This is a genomic window from Saccharopolyspora sp. ASAGF58 (assembly GCF_012277335.1).
GTDB classification, from domain to species: Bacteria; Actinomycetota; Actinomycetes; order Mycobacteriales; family Pseudonocardiaceae; genus Saccharopolyspora; species Saccharopolyspora hattusasensis.
This window is the reverse complement of the sequence record NZ_CP040605.1, coordinates 4937748-4954917: the sequence shown is the minus strand read 5'-3', so window position 1 is coordinate 4954917 and position 17170 is coordinate 4937748. Positions and strand designations below refer to the sequence as shown.

The window sequence follows — 17170 nt, the reverse complement described above, 5'->3', positions numbered from 1 at the left end:
CACCGCCGGCCACCGGCGAGATCGGACAGGAACGACCATGACCACGAACGCGATCGACCAGGTCCTCGACGGGCTCATCGACATGCACTGCCACTCCGGGCCCTCCCCGATGCCACGCGAATTCGACCACGCGAGCGGCGCGCGGGACGGCTGGGAGCGGCTCCGGATGCGCGCACTGGTCGCCAAGTGCCACCACCACAACACCCAGATGGACGTGCTCGCCCAGCGCCCGCTGCTGGCGGACATCCCGACCGAGGTGATCGGCGCCGTCGCGCTGAACTCGACCGTCGGCGGGCTGAACCTCGCGCAGGTCCAACTCTGCCTCGGGCTCGGCGGCAAAGTCGTCTACCTGCCGACCGTGTCCTCCGGGCGGCATATCGACTGTCACGCCGAGAACCTCGGCTTCCCCACCCCAACCGTGAAACTCACCGCCGAGCGGATCGAGGTGGTCCGGGACAGGGAGGTCGTGCCGGAGCTCGGGCCGATCTTCGATTTGATCGCCGAGCACGACGCCGTCCTCAACGGCGGCCACCTCCACCCGGACGACATCAGCGCCTGCTTCGCCGCCGCACGGGAGCGGGGTGTCCGCAACTTCGTGGTCTCCCATCCCGACTTCGTCATCGGGGCGGACCCGCGGCAGTGCTCCAGCTACATCGAGGGCGGCGCGCTGATCGAGCACGAGCTGCACATGTACGACCCGGGGGCGAAGATGCGCTGGCCCGTCGAGCAGCTGATGGAGTGGATTTCCGCGCTCGGCCCGGAGAACACCCTGATCGGCTCCGACCTCGGCCAAGCCGGCTTCCCCCGTCCGGTCGACGCCTTCCGCCGCGTCGCCGAAGCCCTGCTCGACCTCGGTCTGCCCGAGAAGGACCTCCGTCGCATCGTCCACGACAACCCCCGCGACCTGCTGTCCCTCACCGACTAGCCCTCGACTAGCCCCTAGCGCGACAGCGAGCCGAATCGCCGGCCGTGGCATCGGGCGGTGCCGGGCGACCGGCACCGCCCGATGTCACGGCCGCGGTGCCGGACGGCCAGGTTGTTCGCCATGCTCAGTCTGGGCGGCCCGAGTCGGCACGAGCACTTTTCGCCGAAACACGCAGACGACGGTGCCGTCCTGCTTGTACCCGCGAGTTTCGACGTGGACCACCCCGCGGTCGTCCTTGGAGCGAGACGGGGTCACCGCCAGCACCTCTGTCTCGCCGTAGAGGGTGTCGCCGTGGAAAGTCGGGGCGATGTGCCGCAGTGATTCCACTTCGAGGTTCGCGATGGCCTTGCCGGACACGTCGGCGACCGACATTCCGAGCAGCAGCGAGTAGACGTAGTTGCCCACGACGATGTTCTGCTTGAACTGCGTGGTGTTCTCGGCGTAGTGCGTGTCGAGGTGGGCGGGATGGTGGTTCATCGTGAGGAGGCAGAAGAGGTGATCGTCGTACTCAGTGACCGTCTTACCGGGCCAGTGCTTGTAGACCGCCCCGATCTCGAACTCCTCCAGGCAGCGTCCGAACTGCATTAGGCACCCGCCTCGGGTCGCTGCCACACGTCCTGGCGTGTCATCCCTGCCACGCGTCCTTGACCGGCGATCACAAGAGCCATCTTCCGGGATGCCTCGTCGATCATCTCGTCTCCGAGCATGACCGCACCCCGGGCGCCGCCCGCCTCGGAGGTGGACCAGGCGTAGGCGTCGAGAATGTTCTCGGCGTGGTCGTAGTCCTCCTGGCGAGGGCTGAAGACCGCGTTCGCCGCGTCCACCTGGCCAGGGTGCAGCACCCATTTGCCGTCGTAGCCGAGGGCGGCGGAGCGGCCTGCGACCTTGCGGAAACCTGCTTTGTCGCGGATCTGGACGTAGGGGCCGTCGATGGCCTGCAGCCCGTTCGCCCGTGCGGCCATCAGGATGCGCGCGAGGGGGTAGTGGAAGGCGTCGCCGATGTCATAGCCCAGTGGTTGGTCACCGACGACGAACCCGCGCATGTTCGTGCTGGCCATGAAGTCCGCGGGTCCGAAGATGATGGTCTCCAGCCGGGGTGAGGCCTCGGCGATCGCGTCGACGTTCTGCAGGCCGCGCGCGTCCTCGATCTGGGCTTCGATTCCGATCCGGCCGGACTCAAGCCCTGTAGCGGCCTCGATCTGTGTGAGCAGCACGTCGAGCCAGACGACGTGGGCGGCGGTCTGAACCTTGGGCAGCATGATGCAGTCCAGGTCAGCGCCGGCACCTTCGACGACCTCGATGACGTCGCGGTACGCCCACTGGGTGGACAGGTCGTTGACCCGCACGACACGAGTCTTACCCTCCCAGCCGCCCTCGGTGAACGCGGCGGTGATGTTCTTGCGGGCGCCCGGCTTCTCCAGCGGGGCGCAGGCGTCCTCCAGGTCGAGGAACACCTGATCGACGGCCAACCCCCGGGCCTTGTCAATCATCTTCGGGCTCGAACCCGGGACGGCGAGGCAGGATCGGCGGGGACGGTAGGTTTCAGGCACGGTCGGCCCTCCCCAGCAGTGCGTCGGAGATGATCCTCATCTGGATCTCGGAGGTACCTTCGAAGATCTTGGTCAGTCGGGCGTCGCGCCAGTAGCGCTCAGCGGGGAAGTCGGTGGTATAGCCGGCGCCGCCGTGGATCTGCAGGCCCTCGCTGGTGACCCGCTCGGCCATCTCGGAGGCCACGAGCTTGACCATCGAGGCCTGCACGGGGCTGGGGCGACCGGCGTCGACCTCGGTGCAGACTTGGTACATCAACGCTCGGGCGGCCTCGACCTGCGCCGCCATGTCCGCGATCTTGAACCGCAGGCTCTGGTTGACGCCGATGGGGCGGCCGAACTGGACCCGCTCGCCGACGTAGCTGATGGAGTCCTCTAGAGCGCCTCGGGCGAGCCCGATTGCACGGGCGGCCGTGTGGATGCGGGCGGTGTCGAGGTCCCCCATGGCGATCCGGAAGCCCTTGCCCTGCTCACCGACGATCTCGCTCACGTAGGCGTCGTCGAAGGCGAGCTCCCAGGTCTTCCAGCCGTGGTAGCCGATCTTGCGGACCGGTGTGCCCGTGACGCCCTCGGGGAGAGTGCCCCGCTCCTTGGGCATGAGGAAGCAGGTCACGCCGCGGGAACGGTGGGCGGTGTCGACGGGCTGGGTGCGCGCGAAGACCTGCAGGTAATCCGAACCGTCGGCGAAGGTGCACCACATCTTCTGGCCGTTGATGCGCCAGCCGTCGCCATCCGGTGTCGCCCGGCAGCTCAGATTGGCGACATCGGATCCCGCTTCGGCCTCGGAGAGCGCGAACGCGCTGAGGAACTCCCCACGCGCCATGGCCGGCAGGTAGCGCTTCCGCTGCTCGGCGTCGAAGCCAGCGGTGAACTGTTGGCCTCGGGCGATCAGGCTGGCCACGCTCATCCAGGCGCGCGCCAGCTCCTCGACGATGATTGCGTACTCGCTCAGCCCGAGTCCGAGCCCGCCGTACTTCTCCGGGATGAGAATCCCGAAGAAGCCAAGCTCGGCCATCTTCGCCCGCAGCTCCATCGGGATCTCGCCGTGGACCGGGTCGAGCTCGTTCGCGACGGGCAGTACCTCCGTCATCGCGAAGTCGCGGGCCATCGCTTGGATCGCGAGTCTGTCCTCGGTGAGGAAGGGAGCCGGGCGGCCGTCGGCCTGCTCCGGTGCTGTCATGACCACTCCAATCTGCGCCGTCGAACGGCGTGATGTGTCGCTGTGCGGTGAGGCGGTGTCTTTCAGGCAGGTTCAGTCCTGCAGGTGCACCCCGAGCCCGGTGCGGCCGGGAGCGAGGTGGTCGTGCAGGACCAGGTCGTTGTCGTACTCCCCGCCGTTCTGGGTGCGGAACGGGATCGGCGCCGTGGTCGGGATCGCCAGGACTCGCTCACGGAGTTCCTTGGCAGCGGTCTCGAACTCCTCTGTGGGCAGGCGGTTGGCGCCGGGGACGACGACCGGTGGCAGGACGTCGTAACCCACGTACCAGAGCGTGCCGTGCTGGAGCGGGAAGAGCAGCTCGCCGATCTCGCCGTTCACCCCGCGCGGCCCGAGGGCTGGACCCCGCCCGCCTGCAGTGGTCACGACTAGGGCGCGCTTGCCCGCGAGGTTCCCGTCGCCGTAGCGCAGCGTCCGGCCCGGGTGTCGGGGGTCCTCGATGCCGTAGGCGAAGCCCTTCAGGAACACGCGGTCGAACCAGCCCTTGAGAATCGCGGGCATGCCGTACCACCAGAGCGGGAACTGGACGACGAGTGCGTCGGCCGCCTCGACCTTGGCCTGCTCGGCGAGCACGTCCGCACTCAGCGTGCCCGCGGTGAGGGCGGTGGCCGACACCGGCCCGACCCGGAATCTCTCGGCCAGGTCATGGCCGTAGTCCGCGGCCGTGACGACCGGATTCCACCCCATCGCGTGCAGGTCGGACATGACGACCTCGTGCCCGGCCTGTTCCAGTGTGGTTACCGCGCCGTCCCGGAGAGCGCCGTTGAGGGATCGGGGTTCGGGGTGCGCGAAGAGCCAGAGGACCTTCATGCGACACGCTCGAAGATCGCCGCAAGTCCCTGGCCACCGCCCATGCACATCGTCTCCAGGCCGTAGCGGCTCCCTCGGCGGCGCATCTCGTGGGCCAGCGTGGTGAGGATGCGGCACCCGGTGGCACCCGCTGGGTGCCCCAGGGAGATCCCGGAGCCGTTGACGTTGAGCCGTTCGTAGTCGGCCTCGTTGAAGTCCCACTCCCGTAGGCAGGCGATGACTTGAGCGGCGAACGCCTCGTTGATCTCGATCAGGTCGATGTCCGCCAGCGTCAGCCCGGCCCTATCGAGGGCCTTGGCCACCGCCGGTACGGGCCCGATGCCCATCGTGCGCGGTGGCACACCCGCTAGCGCGGAGGTGACGATGCGCAGGTACGGCGTCAGTCCGAGCTCGGCGGCGCGGTCGGCGGTGGTGACTACGCAGACCGAGGCGCCGTCGCTCTGCCCGCACGCGTTGCCCGCGGTCACGGTCGCGTCCGGATCCTGTGACAGCCGGACCGGACGGAGCCGGGCCAGGTCGGCCATGGTGAGGCCGGGGCGGGGGTGCTCGTCGAGGGTCACCACCGTCTCGGGGGTCCGCCGGGTCGCGGGCACCGTGACCGGCACGATCTCGTCGGTGAACCGTCCCGCTTTGGTCGCGGCGACGGCCTTCTCCTGGGACGCCAGCGCGAATTCGTCCTGCTCGGTCCGGCCGATGCCGTACTCGGCACGGAGGTTCTCGGCGGTCTCGAGCATCCCGCCGGGCACCGGGTAGTTCTCTCCACCCGCGGTGGTGCGGCCGCGGCCGATTCGGTTGACGAGGGTGAGCTCGTCGCTGCGGATCCCCTTCTTCAGTCCGAGCGCGTAGTACTCGGCCTGGCTCATCGCCTCGACACCGCCGGCCACGATCAGATCCGCCCAGCCCTGGCCGACGGTCAGCGCGGCCTGCAGGACCGCCTGGAGTCCGGAGCCGCAGCGGCGGTCGAGCTGCATGCCGCCGACTCCGACGCCGAGGCCGGCGTTGAGCGCGGCGACGCGGCCGATGGCCGGTGCCTCGCTGGTGGGGTAGCAGTAGCCGAGCACGACGTCGTCGACGTCGCCCTCCCCCAGGCCGGTGCGAGTGATCAGTCCGTTCAGCGCCTGGGTGGCGAGGTCGGCGGCGGTGAGGTCGGAGAAGACCCCGCCGTCCACACCGACAGGGGTGCGCACCGGATCGCAGATGACGACATCGGACAACTGTCTCACCGGGTGACCTCCTGAGGACCGGCCAGCAGCTGCTGAGCGAGCTCGCGCAGCGCCGCGGCCTTGATCTTGGAACCGTTTGTGCCGACGGTGGTCGGCATCTGCTCGATGACGTGGACGGTGTCGGGGACCTTGAACTTGGCCAAGGCGGCGGCGCACCAGGCGCGCAGCTCGTCGGGATCGGGAGTGGCCCCCGCGACGGGTTCGACGAAAGCGATCGCGCGGGTGTCACCGTCCACGGTCACGCCGACGACCTTCGTCCGGGCCACGGTCGGGTGCTCGGCGAGCCGGATCTCGATCTCGGCTGCTTCGACGAGGAAGCCGCGGAGGCGGATCGAGTCACCCATCCGGCCCGCGTAGTCGAACCCACCGTCCGGGCGCACTGTGCCGAGGTCACCAGACCGGAACCAGCCGTCCTCGGTGAACGACCGGGCCCGGATGGCGCCGTCGTCGTCGCCGAGATAGGCGTCGACGACGTTGTAGCCGCGGAACTGCAGCTCACCGGGCTCGCCGTCCGGGGGTGGCCCGCCGGTGACCGGGTCGACGACCCGCACCTCGATGTCCTCCGACACCGGGCGGCCGCCGCCCCGCCACCGCGCGGGGGCGGCATCGTGCTCGCGCCAGAAGGAGGTCAGCGCGAACAGCTCGCTGGAGCCGTAGATCCCCAGGGTAGGGGTGTCGGTCTCCTCCTCGGCCCATTCCGCCACCTTGATGGACTTGCCGTAGAAGTCGCCGATGAGCATCCGCCGCCAGCTCGAGAGGTTGCCGCCGCGGGCGCGCACGCTATCCATCAGGCGACCGGCGACGTCGTCGGCGCTGGCCAGGTGGGTCACCCCGAACTCGGCCATGTGTCGCACGACCAGGTCGTCGTCGAAGGTCGGTTCCAGCAGCGCCGCCCCGCCCGCGGCGATCGCCGTGATTGCCGGGACGAACCCGAACACCCCGGAGAGCGGGAGCACGACCAGGCTCACCGAGGAAGCGTCCCAGCCGCCTGCGACGGCGACGTTGCGGGCGTGCCTGGCGACAGCGCTCCCCAGGTGCGCCGCGAGCTTGGGCCTCCCCGTGGACCCGGAGGTAGTGAACGCGACCGCGAGGGCGTCCGATCCGCCGTACAGCACCTCGAGGTCAGCGGCGGTGCTCGCCGGGCGCGAGGGTATCCAGGCTCCGGCACCGACGTCGTAGGTTGCCGCGACGTCCGGGGCGGCGGGCGCGCGCGTGGGACCGGTCACCACCGCGAGCTCCGGCACCGGGGCGTCCACCTCGGCGACGGCAGCGTGCAGCCGCGAACGTAGGTCCAGGCCGAGGAACTCATGGGCGATCGCCACGACTTTCGGGCGGGCACGGTCGAGCACGTGCGCGACGTCGGCGACGCCGTATCGGGTGTTGATCCCGATGACGTGGGCGCCGAGCGCAGCCGCGGCGAACTGAAGGACGAGCGCCTCAGACCAGTTCGGAAGCCACACCCCTACGCAGCTGCCCTCCTCCACGCCGTGGCTCCGGAGATCGTCGCGCATGGCGAGGACGCGCGAGCTCAGCTCGGCCCTCGTGACGCGGATGGGGTCGGAACCGCCGTCGATCACGGCCACGCTCGACGGGGCGGTGGTGACGGTGTCCGCCAGCAGCTCGGCGAGTGTCGGTCCGGTGCTCATGCCGCGCTCCTGCCCCGGCTGCCGTCGAGGTCGGACAGCCAGCCATGCAGGGTGTCGGCGAAGCCTTCGAGCTCCTCCATCGGGTAGTGCCCGATGCCTTCGAGCAGCGTGTAGCGGGAGTCGGGGATCAGGTCGGCCGCCCGCTGGACGTCCCGCGGGTCGAGCCACAGGTCGTCGTCGCCCACGACGAGGTGAGTGGGACAGGCCACGCCGTCGAGCTTGGCGAGCACGTCGTAGGTCGCCCACCCGATGAGGTCGCTGTTGGAGATCTCGGGGTCCTCGCGGCGGTGCATCCGGGCGATGAGTTCCGCCCGCTCCGCGGGCACTCGTCTGCCGACGACGGCCAGGGTGCCGAAGTACGTCCGGTCCGACCGGCTCGGTGCCGCCGAGTCGACCAGTTCCCGTTCGAGGCCGCGCACGGTGAGCGTGGTGGAGTCGGTCCCGCCGTGGGCCGCCATCGCGATGGCGCCGGCCAGCCGCTCGCCGCGGCGCACCGCGAGTTGCAGCGTGATCGCTCCTCCGATGGAGCAGCCGACCACGAAGGGACGCTCCATCTCCAGCTGGTCCATCAGTTCCTCGCACCACTGCGCGTACACGCCGAGGTCTCGCACCGGCCCGCCGATGGCAGGCTCGGAGCGGCCGTGTCCGGGCAGGTCCGGGACCACGACCCGGTACCCGAACGCGGCCAGTCGCGGCTGGACGTATCGCCACTGGACGCCGCTCTGGCCTGCGGTGTGCAGGCACAACAGCGGCTGCCCGCTGCCCTCCTCGAGGACGAACGAGCGCGTCCCGCCCACCTCGATGTAGTCGGCCCTCATCGGTTGTCCTCCGTCCCCTCGGCACCGGCGAACGCCCGTGCCTCGTCGACCACCGCGACGATCGCCGCAGTCAGCCGCAGGTACTCATAGGCGCTGCCCTCCACGCCGAACTCGTCGCGCATGGTCCGCTTGGTGAAGTCGTTGACCGGCCCGGTCAGCAAGTGAGCCCACACGACGTCCGAGGCGGACACGACGAACGTCGGCCCGTCCGGCGTCCTGGTCCCGGCCTCGAGCACCCGTCCGCGGTAAACGCGGAACAACAGCAGATCCGCACCGAAGCGCAGGCCGATCGTCCCGTCCCAGGTACCGGTGGCCCGGGTGAAAGCGGCCGAGTCCCCGAGCCTGGTCGCGAGCGCACGTGCCCAGGCCGCAGACGGGAAGGCCCGGCCGAGCCGTGCCTCACGGTCATCGACGACCTGCCGGGCGGCGACCAGAGCGGCCGTCCGCCCCACCTGCACGACCTCTCCGTCCTGGTTGCGAACCACGACGTGCCGCCCGACGATCCCGTTGCGCAGCGCCGACGTCCGACGAGTGCGGGTCACCGTCATCTCGTAGGTGACCGCGTCTCCCACATAGATCGGCGACACGAAGTCCCACTGCGTGTCGAATGCCGCCTCCACGTGATCCGAGAGCCCCCGCTCGTGGTGCCACCCGAAGAATCCCGCGAGACCGAGCGGACCGTGCACCAGCGGACGCCCGTCGGCCGAGTGGCCGCGCTCGGTGTGCAGAGCGGCCCGGTCCCCGCTGACCTCGGCGAAGGCGGCGACGACCTCGGCCGAGAACGTCCGCGGCGGGCCGGTGAAGACCTGCCCCACCTCGAAGTCCTCAAAGAACGGGGACGTCGCCGCCTCACGCGGAGCCCGCGACACCGCCACCTCCGCCGGGCTCTCGGCGATGCTGCTACTCATTGACCGTCCTCTCTGACGAACCAGCCACGACAGGCGAGATTCCAGTGGCCCACGCCACACGAACGAACGTTCTTACGTTCCTCACGGAATCACCTGACCTCGCGGCTGTCAAGGCCATCAGGTCCATCTCGCCGTGCGTTACGGTGTACGACATGAACACTCGTTCCACGGCTCTCGTAGCCGACACCGGCCGTAGGAATGAGGCCGCGATCCTGAACGCCGCGATCCAGGCCTTCGGCACGAAGGGCTTCAACGGTGCCTCGATGCGCGACGTCGCCAAAGGCGCCGACACCAGCCTGTCGAACCTGTACAACTACTTCCCGTCGAAGTCGAAACTGCTGGCCGCAGCCCTGCGTCACGCCAACCTCGAACTGCAGAACCGCGTCCTCGACGCGATCGACCTCGCCGGCGACGACGCACCCTCGCGACTGCGCGAAGCGGTGCGCGCCCACGTGGGGTTCGTCGTGGATCACCAGGTGGCGACCCTGGTGGCGACCAACGAGGTCCGCTACCTCGACCCGGAGGACCGAGCCGCCCTGGTGACCGACCGCGATGCGACGCAGGCCGCGTTCGAACGCATCGTCGCCCAAGGTGCCGCAGAGGGCTCCTTCCGCACGCCGTACGCGACCGACGCCGCCCGCGCCATCCTCAGCACCGTGGCCGCGATCGCCTCCTGGTACCGAGCGGACGGGCCTCTTAGTCGAGGACAGCTGTCCGAGCAGTACGCGCGCTACGCCCTAGCCCTCCTCGAGGCCCCGCTCGCCCACTGAGCCGCCAGGCGCCGCGGAGGGGACCTCTGAAACTCGGCCCTTGTCCTGCAGGAGCGGAGTCGCTAGCTTCTACGAACGATCGTTCGTACCTGTGCCCGGCGACGGCAGCGCTGCCGGCACCACATGACCGCATCGAAGCGGCCTGGAGGTGGACTCGGATGGACCAGCACGTTCCCCCGAAGAAGATGGGCAGGCTCGCTTCCGCAGCGGTCTTCGCAACCGCGCTCGAGTGGTTCGACTTCCTCATCTACGCCACGGCCGCCGCGTTGGTCTTCGGCCACCAGTTCTTCCCGTCGGTGAGCCCGGTGGCAGGCACGCTGGCCTCGTTCGCGACCTTCGCGGTCGGCTTCGTCGCCCGCCCCCTCGGCGGCATCATCGCCGGCCACGTCGGCGACCGCGTCGGGCGCAAGCCTCCGCTGGTCGCGGCGATGCTGCTCATGGGGCTCGCGACCTTCGCCATCGGTGTTCTGCCCGGCTACGACACGATCGGTATCTGGGCACCGATCCTGCTCGTGGTCGCCCGCCTGGTACAGGGCCTCGGGGTCGGCGCTCAGTGGGGCGGAGCAGCGCTCCTGCTGACCGAGCACGCACCCGTCGAGCGGCGTGGCTTCTACGGCAGCCTAGTTCAGACCGGCGCAATCTTCGGGGCGGTCGCGGGCAACCTGTTCTTCGTCCTGTTGACCACTGCCCTGAGCGCGGAGCAGTTCACCAGCTGGGGCTGGCGGATCCCGTTCTTGTCCGGGCTGATCCTGGTTCTGATCGGCAGCTACGTGCAACTCAAGATCGAGGACACCCCCGTGTTCCGCGAGCTGCAGCAGCAGTCCGCACAGTCCAAGCGCGAGGCCGGTCTGCGCAAGGCGCCTTTGAGCGAGGCCATCCGCCACTACTGGCGGGAGATCCTGCAGGCTGCAGGCGCGTTCTTCGTCGTCAACGCCACCTTCTACATCCTGATCAGCGGCATGCTCAGCTACGCCACCACCGAGGTTGGCATGTCCCGCACCTCGATCCTCTGGTGCGTTATGATCACCGGTCTCACCCAGGTCGTCACCATGCCCTTTTTCGGCGCGCTCACCGACCGGATGGGGAGCCGAAAGAAGCTCTACCTGATCGGCACCGTACTAATGGCGGTGTTCGCCTTCCCGATGTTCTGGCTCGTCGACACCGGCTCCGTTCCGCTGGTGTTCCTCGCTCTGCTCATCGGGTTCACTATCCACGCCACGATGTACGGCCCCCAGGCCACGCTCTACGCCGAGATGTTCCCCGCCGACGTGCGTTACTCGGGCGCCTCGCTCGGCTACCAGTTCGCCTCCGTCTTCGCAGGCGGTCTCGCTCCGTTCATGATGACCGCGCTGCTCGCAGCCTCCGGAAGCTCCTGGTCGGTTGCCTTGTACATCGTCGGAACCGCGATCGTGACGTTCGTGGCAGTCGTGACGATCAAGGAGCGCTTCCGCCGCGATCTCTACCAGACCTCCGGGGCGGAGGACGCCCGCTCGGTAGCGATCATCGACTGAGTCGCACGACGAGTCCGAGCGGCTGCGGGTCTTGAGCGGACCCGCAGCCGCCGTGTTCGGTCTGCCAGACGTGAGGCCGGTGGGAGTTGTAGAACATTCCGATGTTGAAACTGTGCGCTTCGCGTCGCAAACGGCTGCAGGTTCGTTGCTTGATCCCTACCGCAGGGCGTGTGCAAGGTTGATCTGAGGTTGCGGCGGGTTTCTGACCAGGCGGGACGTAAGACGAGGGCGCGGTTTCCGGTGGGAGATCATCGGGTTGTCTAAGCCTCGATCCACCGTTGGGTTTGGGTATCATGGGCGGTCTTGACCAGCTGGGCGCCGTTTTGGACGAGGGCGGGTTCGGCCACTGCTACCCACAGCTGCCGCGGAGCAGTCCGGTCCGGCGCGAGACGGTGACGCCCAGGCGCCGGTGGCCAACCTCCGCTACCAGCAAACGAAAATCGAAGGTGCTCCCGACACCATCCTGGTGCACGCTGAGGTCGTTGCGATCGTCCAGGAGCAGCAGCAGTGGGCGCAGCGGTACTTCGCAGAACACGGCGCGCCCGGCAAGACACCGAAGTACCTGTTCCTGGCGGCGCACATGAACCGCAACGGCGACCGGCGCCCTACACCGCTCGCGCCCTGCGGAGCTTGCTGACCGAGCTGGCCAAGCGGCTCGACGTTCACGACAGCACCGGTGCGCTGATCGACTTCAACCGCACCCACCGGTTCCAGCATACGGTGGCCACCAGCCTGCTCAACAGCGGAGTTCCAATACACGTGGTGCAGCGGTATTTGGGGCACCTGACGCCGACCATGAGCATGACCTACGCGCAGACGTTGCAGTCCACCGCCGAGGCAGAGTTCCTGCGCTACCGCAAGATCACCGCCGACGCCCGAGACCTCGAGGTCGACCCGAGGGATCTCTACGACATGCTCGAGCTGGATAAGCGCACCGACCGGGCCTTGCCCAACGGCTGGTGCCTACTGCCACCCCGCCAGGCGTGTTCCAAAGGGAACGCGTGCCTGACCTGTGACAAGTTCGCGACAGACGCCAGCTTCCTCCCGGAGTTGACCGCACAACGGGCCCGGACCGACAAGGTCATGGAGGAACGCCGCGCGGCGTTCCGCGCCCGCACCGGACAGGAACTAGGCGAGGACAACGTCTGGCTGGCCGGGCGACGCCAGGAACACGATGCGCTCGGCCGCATCATTCTCAAGCTCGAACAGACCCGGCTGGCCGACGGCACCATCCACGCCCTGCGCGGCGCCGGCGTCGCGGCCCGCACCGACGCGATCATCGACGAGCAAGACGCGCGGTGACCGACATGCGGGGCAACCCCGACAACCTCCGGCAGGCCGCCGCTCGCAAGAGCGCCGCCGCGCAGGCCCGCGCCGAGCAGGGCCTGCGTGAGCTGATCCGCCGCAATGAGCCGATCACCTTCCGCAGCCTGGCCCACACCGCCGGTGTCTCCCTCGATTTCCTCTACCGCCACCACGAGATCCGCCAACAGTCCATTGTGGATATCAGCCTCGTCCAGCCGTTCCAGCAACTCACCCGCACCGTAGGCCGCATCCCCATACACCGCCGCCCGATCTTCAACCTCAACCTCATCCTTAGCTTCGGCTTCGGCTTCGGCTTCGGCTTCGGCTTCGGCTTCGGCTTCGGCTTCGGCTTCGGCTTCGGCTTCGGCTTCGGCTTCGGCTTCGGAGGGCATGATGTCGGCGAGCAGGGCCTCGGCGGCCTCGGCGTCACCGCTGTTTCCGGCCGTGACCTCGGTGGCGGTGATGATCTCGGCATCGGGCTCGATCGCGACATGCCCTTTGTAACCGTCGAAACCGCGAGCACTGGTCTTGTGCCCATGACGGGCCTCGGGATCCACGGTGGAAATGATCCGGTCCGGGGCGACCCGGGCGATGCGGAACACCCCGTCGCCATCGTCGGCCAAGTCCTGGCCCAGCACGGTGGCCAGCAGCCGCACGGCCTTGTCCACGCCCTCACCCAGCTCATGGTCGTCCAGCAGGGCCAGCAGCGCGAACCCGTCCCGAGCCCGGGAGTCGATCAATTCCTCCCGGGCGTTGTGATCGTCCCAGTCGATCTGTGGTTTCGCCGTGCTGGCGTAGTCATCCCCAGAGGTGATCACCGCCCGCAGCCGGGCGGCCTGTTCGGCATCGGCGGCAGCCAGCAGACCCCGGATCGCCGAACGGATCAACGTGATGGTGTCCATTGTGGCCACCGCGTCATACAACGGGGTCGAGTCCAGCACACGCTTGCGGCCCACCAGCCCGGCCTGCCGGGCCACGTCCAGGACTGCCTCGAAGATCCGGTCCGGCCGTGCAGAGCGGGCCAGCCTGGCCCGCATGTCCACCAGTACGATGTGCACGAACCCGGGATAGTCGAAATGCAGGCCACCAGCGGCGTATTTCCAGCGGGCGTCGAAAGCGAACCGGTCGACCGCCTCCCGGTCCGACAAGCCCTCGATGCGTTGCAGCACCATCACCACCGCCACGATCATCGGCGGCACCGACCGGCGACCCACATCGGTGAACAGGTCAGCGAACATCTCATCCGGGAACAACGCGAAGCACTCCCGATGCAGCACCCCGTAGATCGAATCCGACGGGACGCGGTCCTGGCAGTAGTCCACCGTCGACCGCAGCAGGTCGGTCTGGCGAGGCGCACGTCCCAACGTCACCCGACCATCCTGCCAAAACGATCACCTCAACCGGGCGAGACACACCGATCCTTAGCAACCAAAAACACCAGCCACCTAGGCGAACTCTGATCGCTGGCACGCGCCAACTCTTGGGGAGTTTACGGACGCCTGAATCGAGTCTCGGAGAGCCTTGTCAGCGTCTCGCCAGCAGCGGGACCATCGGCTTCCTTTCCTGGCTAGGAGTTCACTCGCCAGACTGCGCAGCGGACCATGAGCTCGCGGTTGTTGCCCTCGGTGAAGAACACCATCGCGGCACGCGCAGCGAGGTTTCGGCGTACGTAGCGCCGAAGTCGTGTCGACCGATCCAGAAGTGCTCGCGTCCTTCCACCGCCAGTGACCCGCCACGGAGCGCGTCGTTACCGGATCAGCCTGCTCAGGCTGCCCTTTCCTCCCTGAGTCGTGGTAGGGCCTGGGCCGAGCGCGCTGCCATGGGCAGCCGGGTTCCGAGGTCGGGGACGTCCTCGATGGCCAGTACCTACGGCCCGCCGGCACCCGTGCAGATCTCCGCTTTCCTGACATCCCCCTCACCGCCGTTCACCACGACTGCGGGCCGCCAGAACCGCCGAGAGTGCTACCGCCACCACGACCACGGCGCCGGTGAAGGTCGGCTCGACCCAGTCATCGACGCCGGCTAGTGTCAAGCCGTTGACAGCAACCGCAACAAAGAAGACGCCGACCATCGATCCGGCGACGGTGAACCTCCCCGGCTTGATCGTGGTCGCCCCCAGGAAGACTGCTGCCAACGCCGGCAGCATGAATCCTTCGCCGATCCCGGTCGAAGCCGATCCGGTACGGCAAACCAATAGCACCGCGGCAACCCCAGCGAGAGCACCAGCGATCACAAAACTGAACGCCACCATCCGCGAGACCGGAACGCCGACCAGTTTGGCCGCCTTCTCGTTCGAACCGATGAAGGAAAGATGCCTACCAGCAACGGTGTACCGCAACAGCACCGTCACCGCCAGGACGCAGATCAGCAGCAACCATGCTGGTTTCGGGATGCCCAGGAACGTGGTCGCCCCGAAGTCCGTCATGGAGTCAGGCAGGCCGAGGATGATGTCGTACCCCGAGAACAGCGCACTCAATCCGCTGAGAAGCGTCGATGTGCCCAGCGTGATCACCAGCGAGTTGGCTTGGAAGAGCGACACCAGCAGACCGTTCACGAGACCGATGAATGCCCCAGTGCTGATCCCGATGATGACGCCAACGATCGTCGGAACCTCCCAGTAAGCGACGGCGTGAGCAGTCGCGATCGCCGACACTGTGACATTTGCCCCCAAGGACAGATCGAAGCGGAACGCCACCAAGGGGACCAAGGCGGCCAGCGCGACGATGCCGACAACAGACTCGTTGGCCACGATCGTCTGAACATTCGTCCAACTTGAGAACGATTCGGACGTCTGCGGAGAGATAGCGAAGTAGAGCGTCAGGCCCACCAAGCCAGCGACGAGTGCGTACTTGGCCAGAAAGTCGACGGCCGCTGCCTTGGCGCCAGACACCTGCCAAGATGGAGTTTCGACCGCCGATGACACGCCTGCTGCCTCGTGGGCGGGGACTTCGGTTCGTTGGTTCATCGGAGGTCCGCTTTCTCGTTCATCTCGTAAACCAGGCTGATGAGTTCGCTGCGTGTAAGTGATTCGGTGGGCCTGCTGAAGGAAATTTTGCCTTCGTGAAGGCCCACAATCCGGGTGCAGTGCCCCAGGAGCTCCTCGATGTCTGAACTGACAACAACAACTGCGGCGCCCGATTCGGCAGCGGCGCCAATGAAGCGATAGATATCTGCGCGAGCCCCGATATCCACACCCTGAGAGGGCTCGTCTAGGAGCAGCACTCGCGGCAACGACGACAACCAGCGCGCCATGACGACCTTCTGCTGATTACCTCCTGAGAGGACAGAGATCGGCGCATCCAAACCGGGCGACTTGACGCCGTACTCGGCATGCTCCCGCGCTGCGGCCCGGGTCGCCTTCCGTGGTCGGAACACCCCCAATTGGGTGTGCCGATGCAGCGCATTGGCTACGACATTGTCCGATACCGACATTTCCGGGAACAGGCTCAGACGAAGGCGATCCTCAGGCACGTAAGCGACGCCGTTGGCCAGCATCGTACGAAGCCCAGCGCCCGACAGTTCACGACCCGCAACCCTCACCGAGCCGCCAAGGTGCGGGTGCAAACCCACGATCGTTTCCAATAGGCTGGTCCGGCCACTTGAGACCAGCCCGGCGACGCCGACGACCTCACCAGCCCCGACCTGCAGGTCCACTCCGCGGAGCGGCCCCCCGAGAAGCCCGGACACCGAGAGTACTTCTCGATGCTCAACGGGCGACCGCCCTCCCCGAACGCTCGCGCTATCGACCTGTCGGCCGACGATCGCCTCTACGAGCTTGGGTCGGGCCAGATCTGCCGACGGGCTATCGAGCACCTTCACGCCGTCGCGCAGCACCGTGACCGCATCGCAGACTTCGAGTACCTCGTCCAGTCGGTGTGAGACGAATACGATGCTCTGCCCGCGGCCGGCGTACCCACGCAAGCGTTCCAAAAGCTCACTCACTTCGCCATGCGGAAGACGAGCCGTCGGCTCGTCGAGGAACAAGACCCCGTCCGCGACCCCGCCGGACGGCACCTCAAAGTCGGAGAGGGCGCGCGCGATGGCAACCAGCGTCTGCTCTGCAGGCCGCAACTCACGCAGGTCCCGAGATTCGTCGATATCCAGCTCGAACCGGTCGAGGATGGACCTGGCCCGCTGACGCAGCGACTGCCGACCGACGAAGCCTGCCGGGCTGTCCCCCGGTGCGAGAACCGGCAGCAGGTTGTCTGCTACCGACAGGTCCTCAAAGAGGCCAAGGTCCTGATGAACGAACCGAAGCCCCAACTGCCGGGAGACCGACGGCGTGATCTGGTCTGTCGGCTCGCTCCGGATCGGGGTGGCCACATGTCCACCCCGATCCGGCCGGACGACTCCTGCAAGCACCTTGATCAAGGTGGACTTGCCGGACCCATTCCCTCCGGCGAGGGCGTGAACGCTCCCTCGGGCAACGTCTAAGTCCACCTCAGCCAGCGCGCGTGATGTGCCGTAGGTCTTCGAGACAGACCCGACCCG

At 67.7% G+C, this 17170-nt stretch carries 15 protein-coding genes and 2 pseudogenes; 6 read left to right on the top strand and 11 right to left on the bottom strand.

The window, feature by feature from the left end; genetic code table 11:
• The first annotated feature begins 37 nt into the window (after window positions 1–37).
• Complete coding sequence (locus FDZ84_RS23745; RefSeq protein WP_168587699.1) at window positions 38–925, top strand: DUF6282 family protein; 888 nt, start codon at window positions 38–40, stop codon at window positions 923–925.
• Window positions 926–1009: 84 nt separating this feature from the next.
• Here the strand turns inward: FDZ84_RS23745 and FDZ84_RS23740 are convergent, their stop codons facing one another.
• The 8 genes from FDZ84_RS23740 to FDZ84_RS23705 form a co-directional block, all read right to left on the bottom strand.
• A complete protein-coding gene (locus FDZ84_RS23740) occupies window positions 1010–1510 on the bottom strand; it encodes a MaoC family dehydratase (RefSeq protein ID WP_168587698.1) in 501 nt (166 codons plus the stop codon).
• Window positions 1510–2475: a CoA ester lyase gene (locus FDZ84_RS23735; protein WP_168587697.1), complete on the bottom strand. Its 966-nt coding sequence runs from the start codon at window positions 2473–2475 to the stop codon at window positions 1510–1512. Before FDZ84_RS23735 ends, FDZ84_RS23740 begins: the two co-directional genes overlap by 1 nt.
• Window positions 2468–3652: an acyl-CoA dehydrogenase family protein gene (locus tag FDZ84_RS23730; protein ID WP_168587696.1), complete on the bottom strand. Its 1185-nt coding sequence runs from the start codon at window positions 3650–3652 to the stop codon at window positions 2468–2470. The genes FDZ84_RS23735 and FDZ84_RS23730 overlap by 8 nt, the downstream gene beginning before the upstream one ends.
• Window positions 3653–3724: 72 nt before the next feature.
• Window positions 3725–4498, bottom strand: a complete 774-nt coding sequence (locus tag FDZ84_RS23725; RefSeq protein WP_168587695.1) for an NAD(P)H-dependent oxidoreductase — start codon at window positions 4496–4498, stop codon at window positions 3725–3727.
• Window positions 4495–5712, bottom strand: coding sequence for an acetyl-CoA C-acetyltransferase (locus FDZ84_RS23720; RefSeq protein WP_168590300.1), 1218 nt, complete (start codon window positions 5710–5712; stop codon window positions 4495–4497). The genes FDZ84_RS23725 and FDZ84_RS23720 overlap by 4 nt, the downstream gene beginning before the upstream one ends.
• A gap of 5 nt (window positions 5713–5717) precedes the next feature.
• Window positions 5718–7367, bottom strand: a complete 1650-nt coding sequence (locus FDZ84_RS23715; protein ID WP_168587694.1) for an AMP-binding protein — start codon at window positions 7365–7367, stop codon at window positions 5718–5720.
• Entirely contained in the window at window positions 7364–8185 is an 822-nt protein-coding gene (locus FDZ84_RS23710) for an alpha/beta fold hydrolase (protein WP_168587693.1), read from the bottom strand. The genes FDZ84_RS23715 and FDZ84_RS23710 overlap by 4 nt, the downstream gene beginning before the upstream one ends.
• Window positions 8182–9093: a MaoC/PaaZ C-terminal domain-containing protein gene (locus tag FDZ84_RS23705; RefSeq protein WP_168587692.1), complete on the bottom strand. Its 912-nt coding sequence runs from the start codon at window positions 9091–9093 to the stop codon at window positions 8182–8184. Before FDZ84_RS23705 ends, FDZ84_RS23710 begins: the two co-directional genes overlap by 4 nt.
• Window positions 9094–9245: 152 nt before the next feature.
• Between FDZ84_RS23705 and FDZ84_RS23700 the strand changes: the two genes are divergently transcribed.
• From FDZ84_RS23700 to FDZ84_RS40890, 5 genes and pseudogenes are all read left to right on the top strand, one after another.
• A complete protein-coding gene (locus tag FDZ84_RS23700; protein ID WP_168587691.1) occupies window positions 9246–9863 on the top strand; it encodes a TetR/AcrR family transcriptional regulator in 618 nt (205 codons plus the stop codon).
• Window positions 9864–10021: 158 nt separating this feature from the next.
• Complete coding sequence (locus FDZ84_RS23695; RefSeq protein WP_168587690.1) at window positions 10022–11374, top strand: MFS transporter; 1353 nt, start codon at window positions 10022–10024, stop codon at window positions 11372–11374.
• A 409-nt stretch (window positions 11375–11783) separates the two neighbouring features.
• Window positions 11784–12011 carry a hypothetical protein gene (locus FDZ84_RS39195; RefSeq protein WP_246868371.1) on the top strand — a complete coding sequence of 76 codons (228 nt, stop codon included), beginning with the start codon at window positions 11784–11786 and terminating at the stop codon, window positions 12009–12011.
• The gene (locus FDZ84_RS40895; RefSeq protein WP_371812663.1) at window positions 12005–12676 is read left to right on the top strand and encodes a tyrosine-type recombinase/integrase; all 672 of its coding nucleotides are present in this window, start codon (window positions 12005–12007) and stop codon (window positions 12674–12676) included. Before FDZ84_RS39195 ends, FDZ84_RS40895 begins: the two co-directional genes overlap by 7 nt.
• Window positions 12677–12681: 5 nt before the next feature.
• Window positions 12682–12807: pseudogene (locus FDZ84_RS40890) on the top strand (hypothetical protein); the annotation flags it as partial.
• 870 nt (window positions 12808–13677) lie between these two features.
• Here FDZ84_RS40890 and FDZ84_RS40885 read toward each other — a convergent pair.
• The 3 genes and pseudogenes from FDZ84_RS40885 to FDZ84_RS23675 all read right to left on the bottom strand — a co-directional run.
• Window positions 13678–13917: pseudogene (locus tag FDZ84_RS40885) on the bottom strand (transposase); the annotation flags it as partial.
• Between the two features lie 677 nt (window positions 13918–14594).
• Window positions 14595–15644, bottom strand: a complete 1050-nt coding sequence (locus FDZ84_RS23680) for an ABC transporter permease (RefSeq protein WP_168587688.1) — start codon at window positions 15642–15644, stop codon at window positions 14595–14597.
• Window positions 15641–17119 carry a sugar ABC transporter ATP-binding protein gene (locus FDZ84_RS23675; protein ID WP_246869215.1) on the bottom strand — a complete coding sequence of 493 codons (1479 nt, stop codon included), beginning with the start codon at window positions 17117–17119 and terminating at the stop codon, window positions 15641–15643. Before FDZ84_RS23675 ends, FDZ84_RS23680 begins: the two co-directional genes overlap by 4 nt.
• Window positions 17120–17170 lie beyond the last annotated feature (51 nt).

What these genes read in the sequence shown, in the direction of transcription:
- FDZ84_RS23745 (WP_168587699.1), top strand. Translation starts at nt 38, where the DNA reads ATGACCACGAACGCGATCGACCAGGTCCTCGACGGGCTCATCGACATG.
- FDZ84_RS23740 (WP_168587698.1), bottom strand. Translation starts at nt 1,510, where the DNA reads ATGCAGTTCGGACGCTGCCTGGAGGAGTTCGAGATCGGGGCGGTCTAC.
- FDZ84_RS23730 (WP_168587696.1), bottom strand. Translation starts at nt 3,652, where the DNA reads ATGACAGCACCGGAGCAGGCCGACGGCCGCCCGGCTCCCTTCCTCACC.
- FDZ84_RS23725 (WP_168587695.1), bottom strand. Translation starts at nt 4,498, where the DNA reads ATGAAGGTCCTCTGGCTCTTCGCGCACCCCGAACCCCGATCCCTCAAC.
- FDZ84_RS23715 (WP_168587694.1), bottom strand. Translation starts at nt 7,367, where the DNA reads ATGAGCACCGGACCGACACTCGCCGAGCTGCTGGCGGACACCGTCACC.
- FDZ84_RS23710 (WP_168587693.1), bottom strand. Translation starts at nt 8,185, where the DNA reads ATGAGGGCCGACTACATCGAGGTGGGCGGGACGCGCTCGTTCGTCCTC.
- FDZ84_RS23705 (WP_168587692.1), bottom strand. Translation starts at nt 9,093, where the DNA reads ATGAGTAGCAGCATCGCCGAGAGCCCGGCGGAGGTGGCGGTGTCGCGG.
- FDZ84_RS23700 (WP_168587691.1), top strand. Translation starts at nt 9,246, where the DNA reads ATGAACACTCGTTCCACGGCTCTCGTAGCCGACACCGGCCGTAGGAAT.
- FDZ84_RS23695 (WP_168587690.1), top strand. Translation starts at nt 10,022, where the DNA reads ATGGACCAGCACGTTCCCCCGAAGAAGATGGGCAGGCTCGCTTCCGCA.
- FDZ84_RS23680 (WP_168587688.1), bottom strand. Translation starts at nt 15,644, where the DNA reads ATGAACCAACGAACCGAAGTCCCCGCCCACGAGGCAGCAGGCGTGTCA.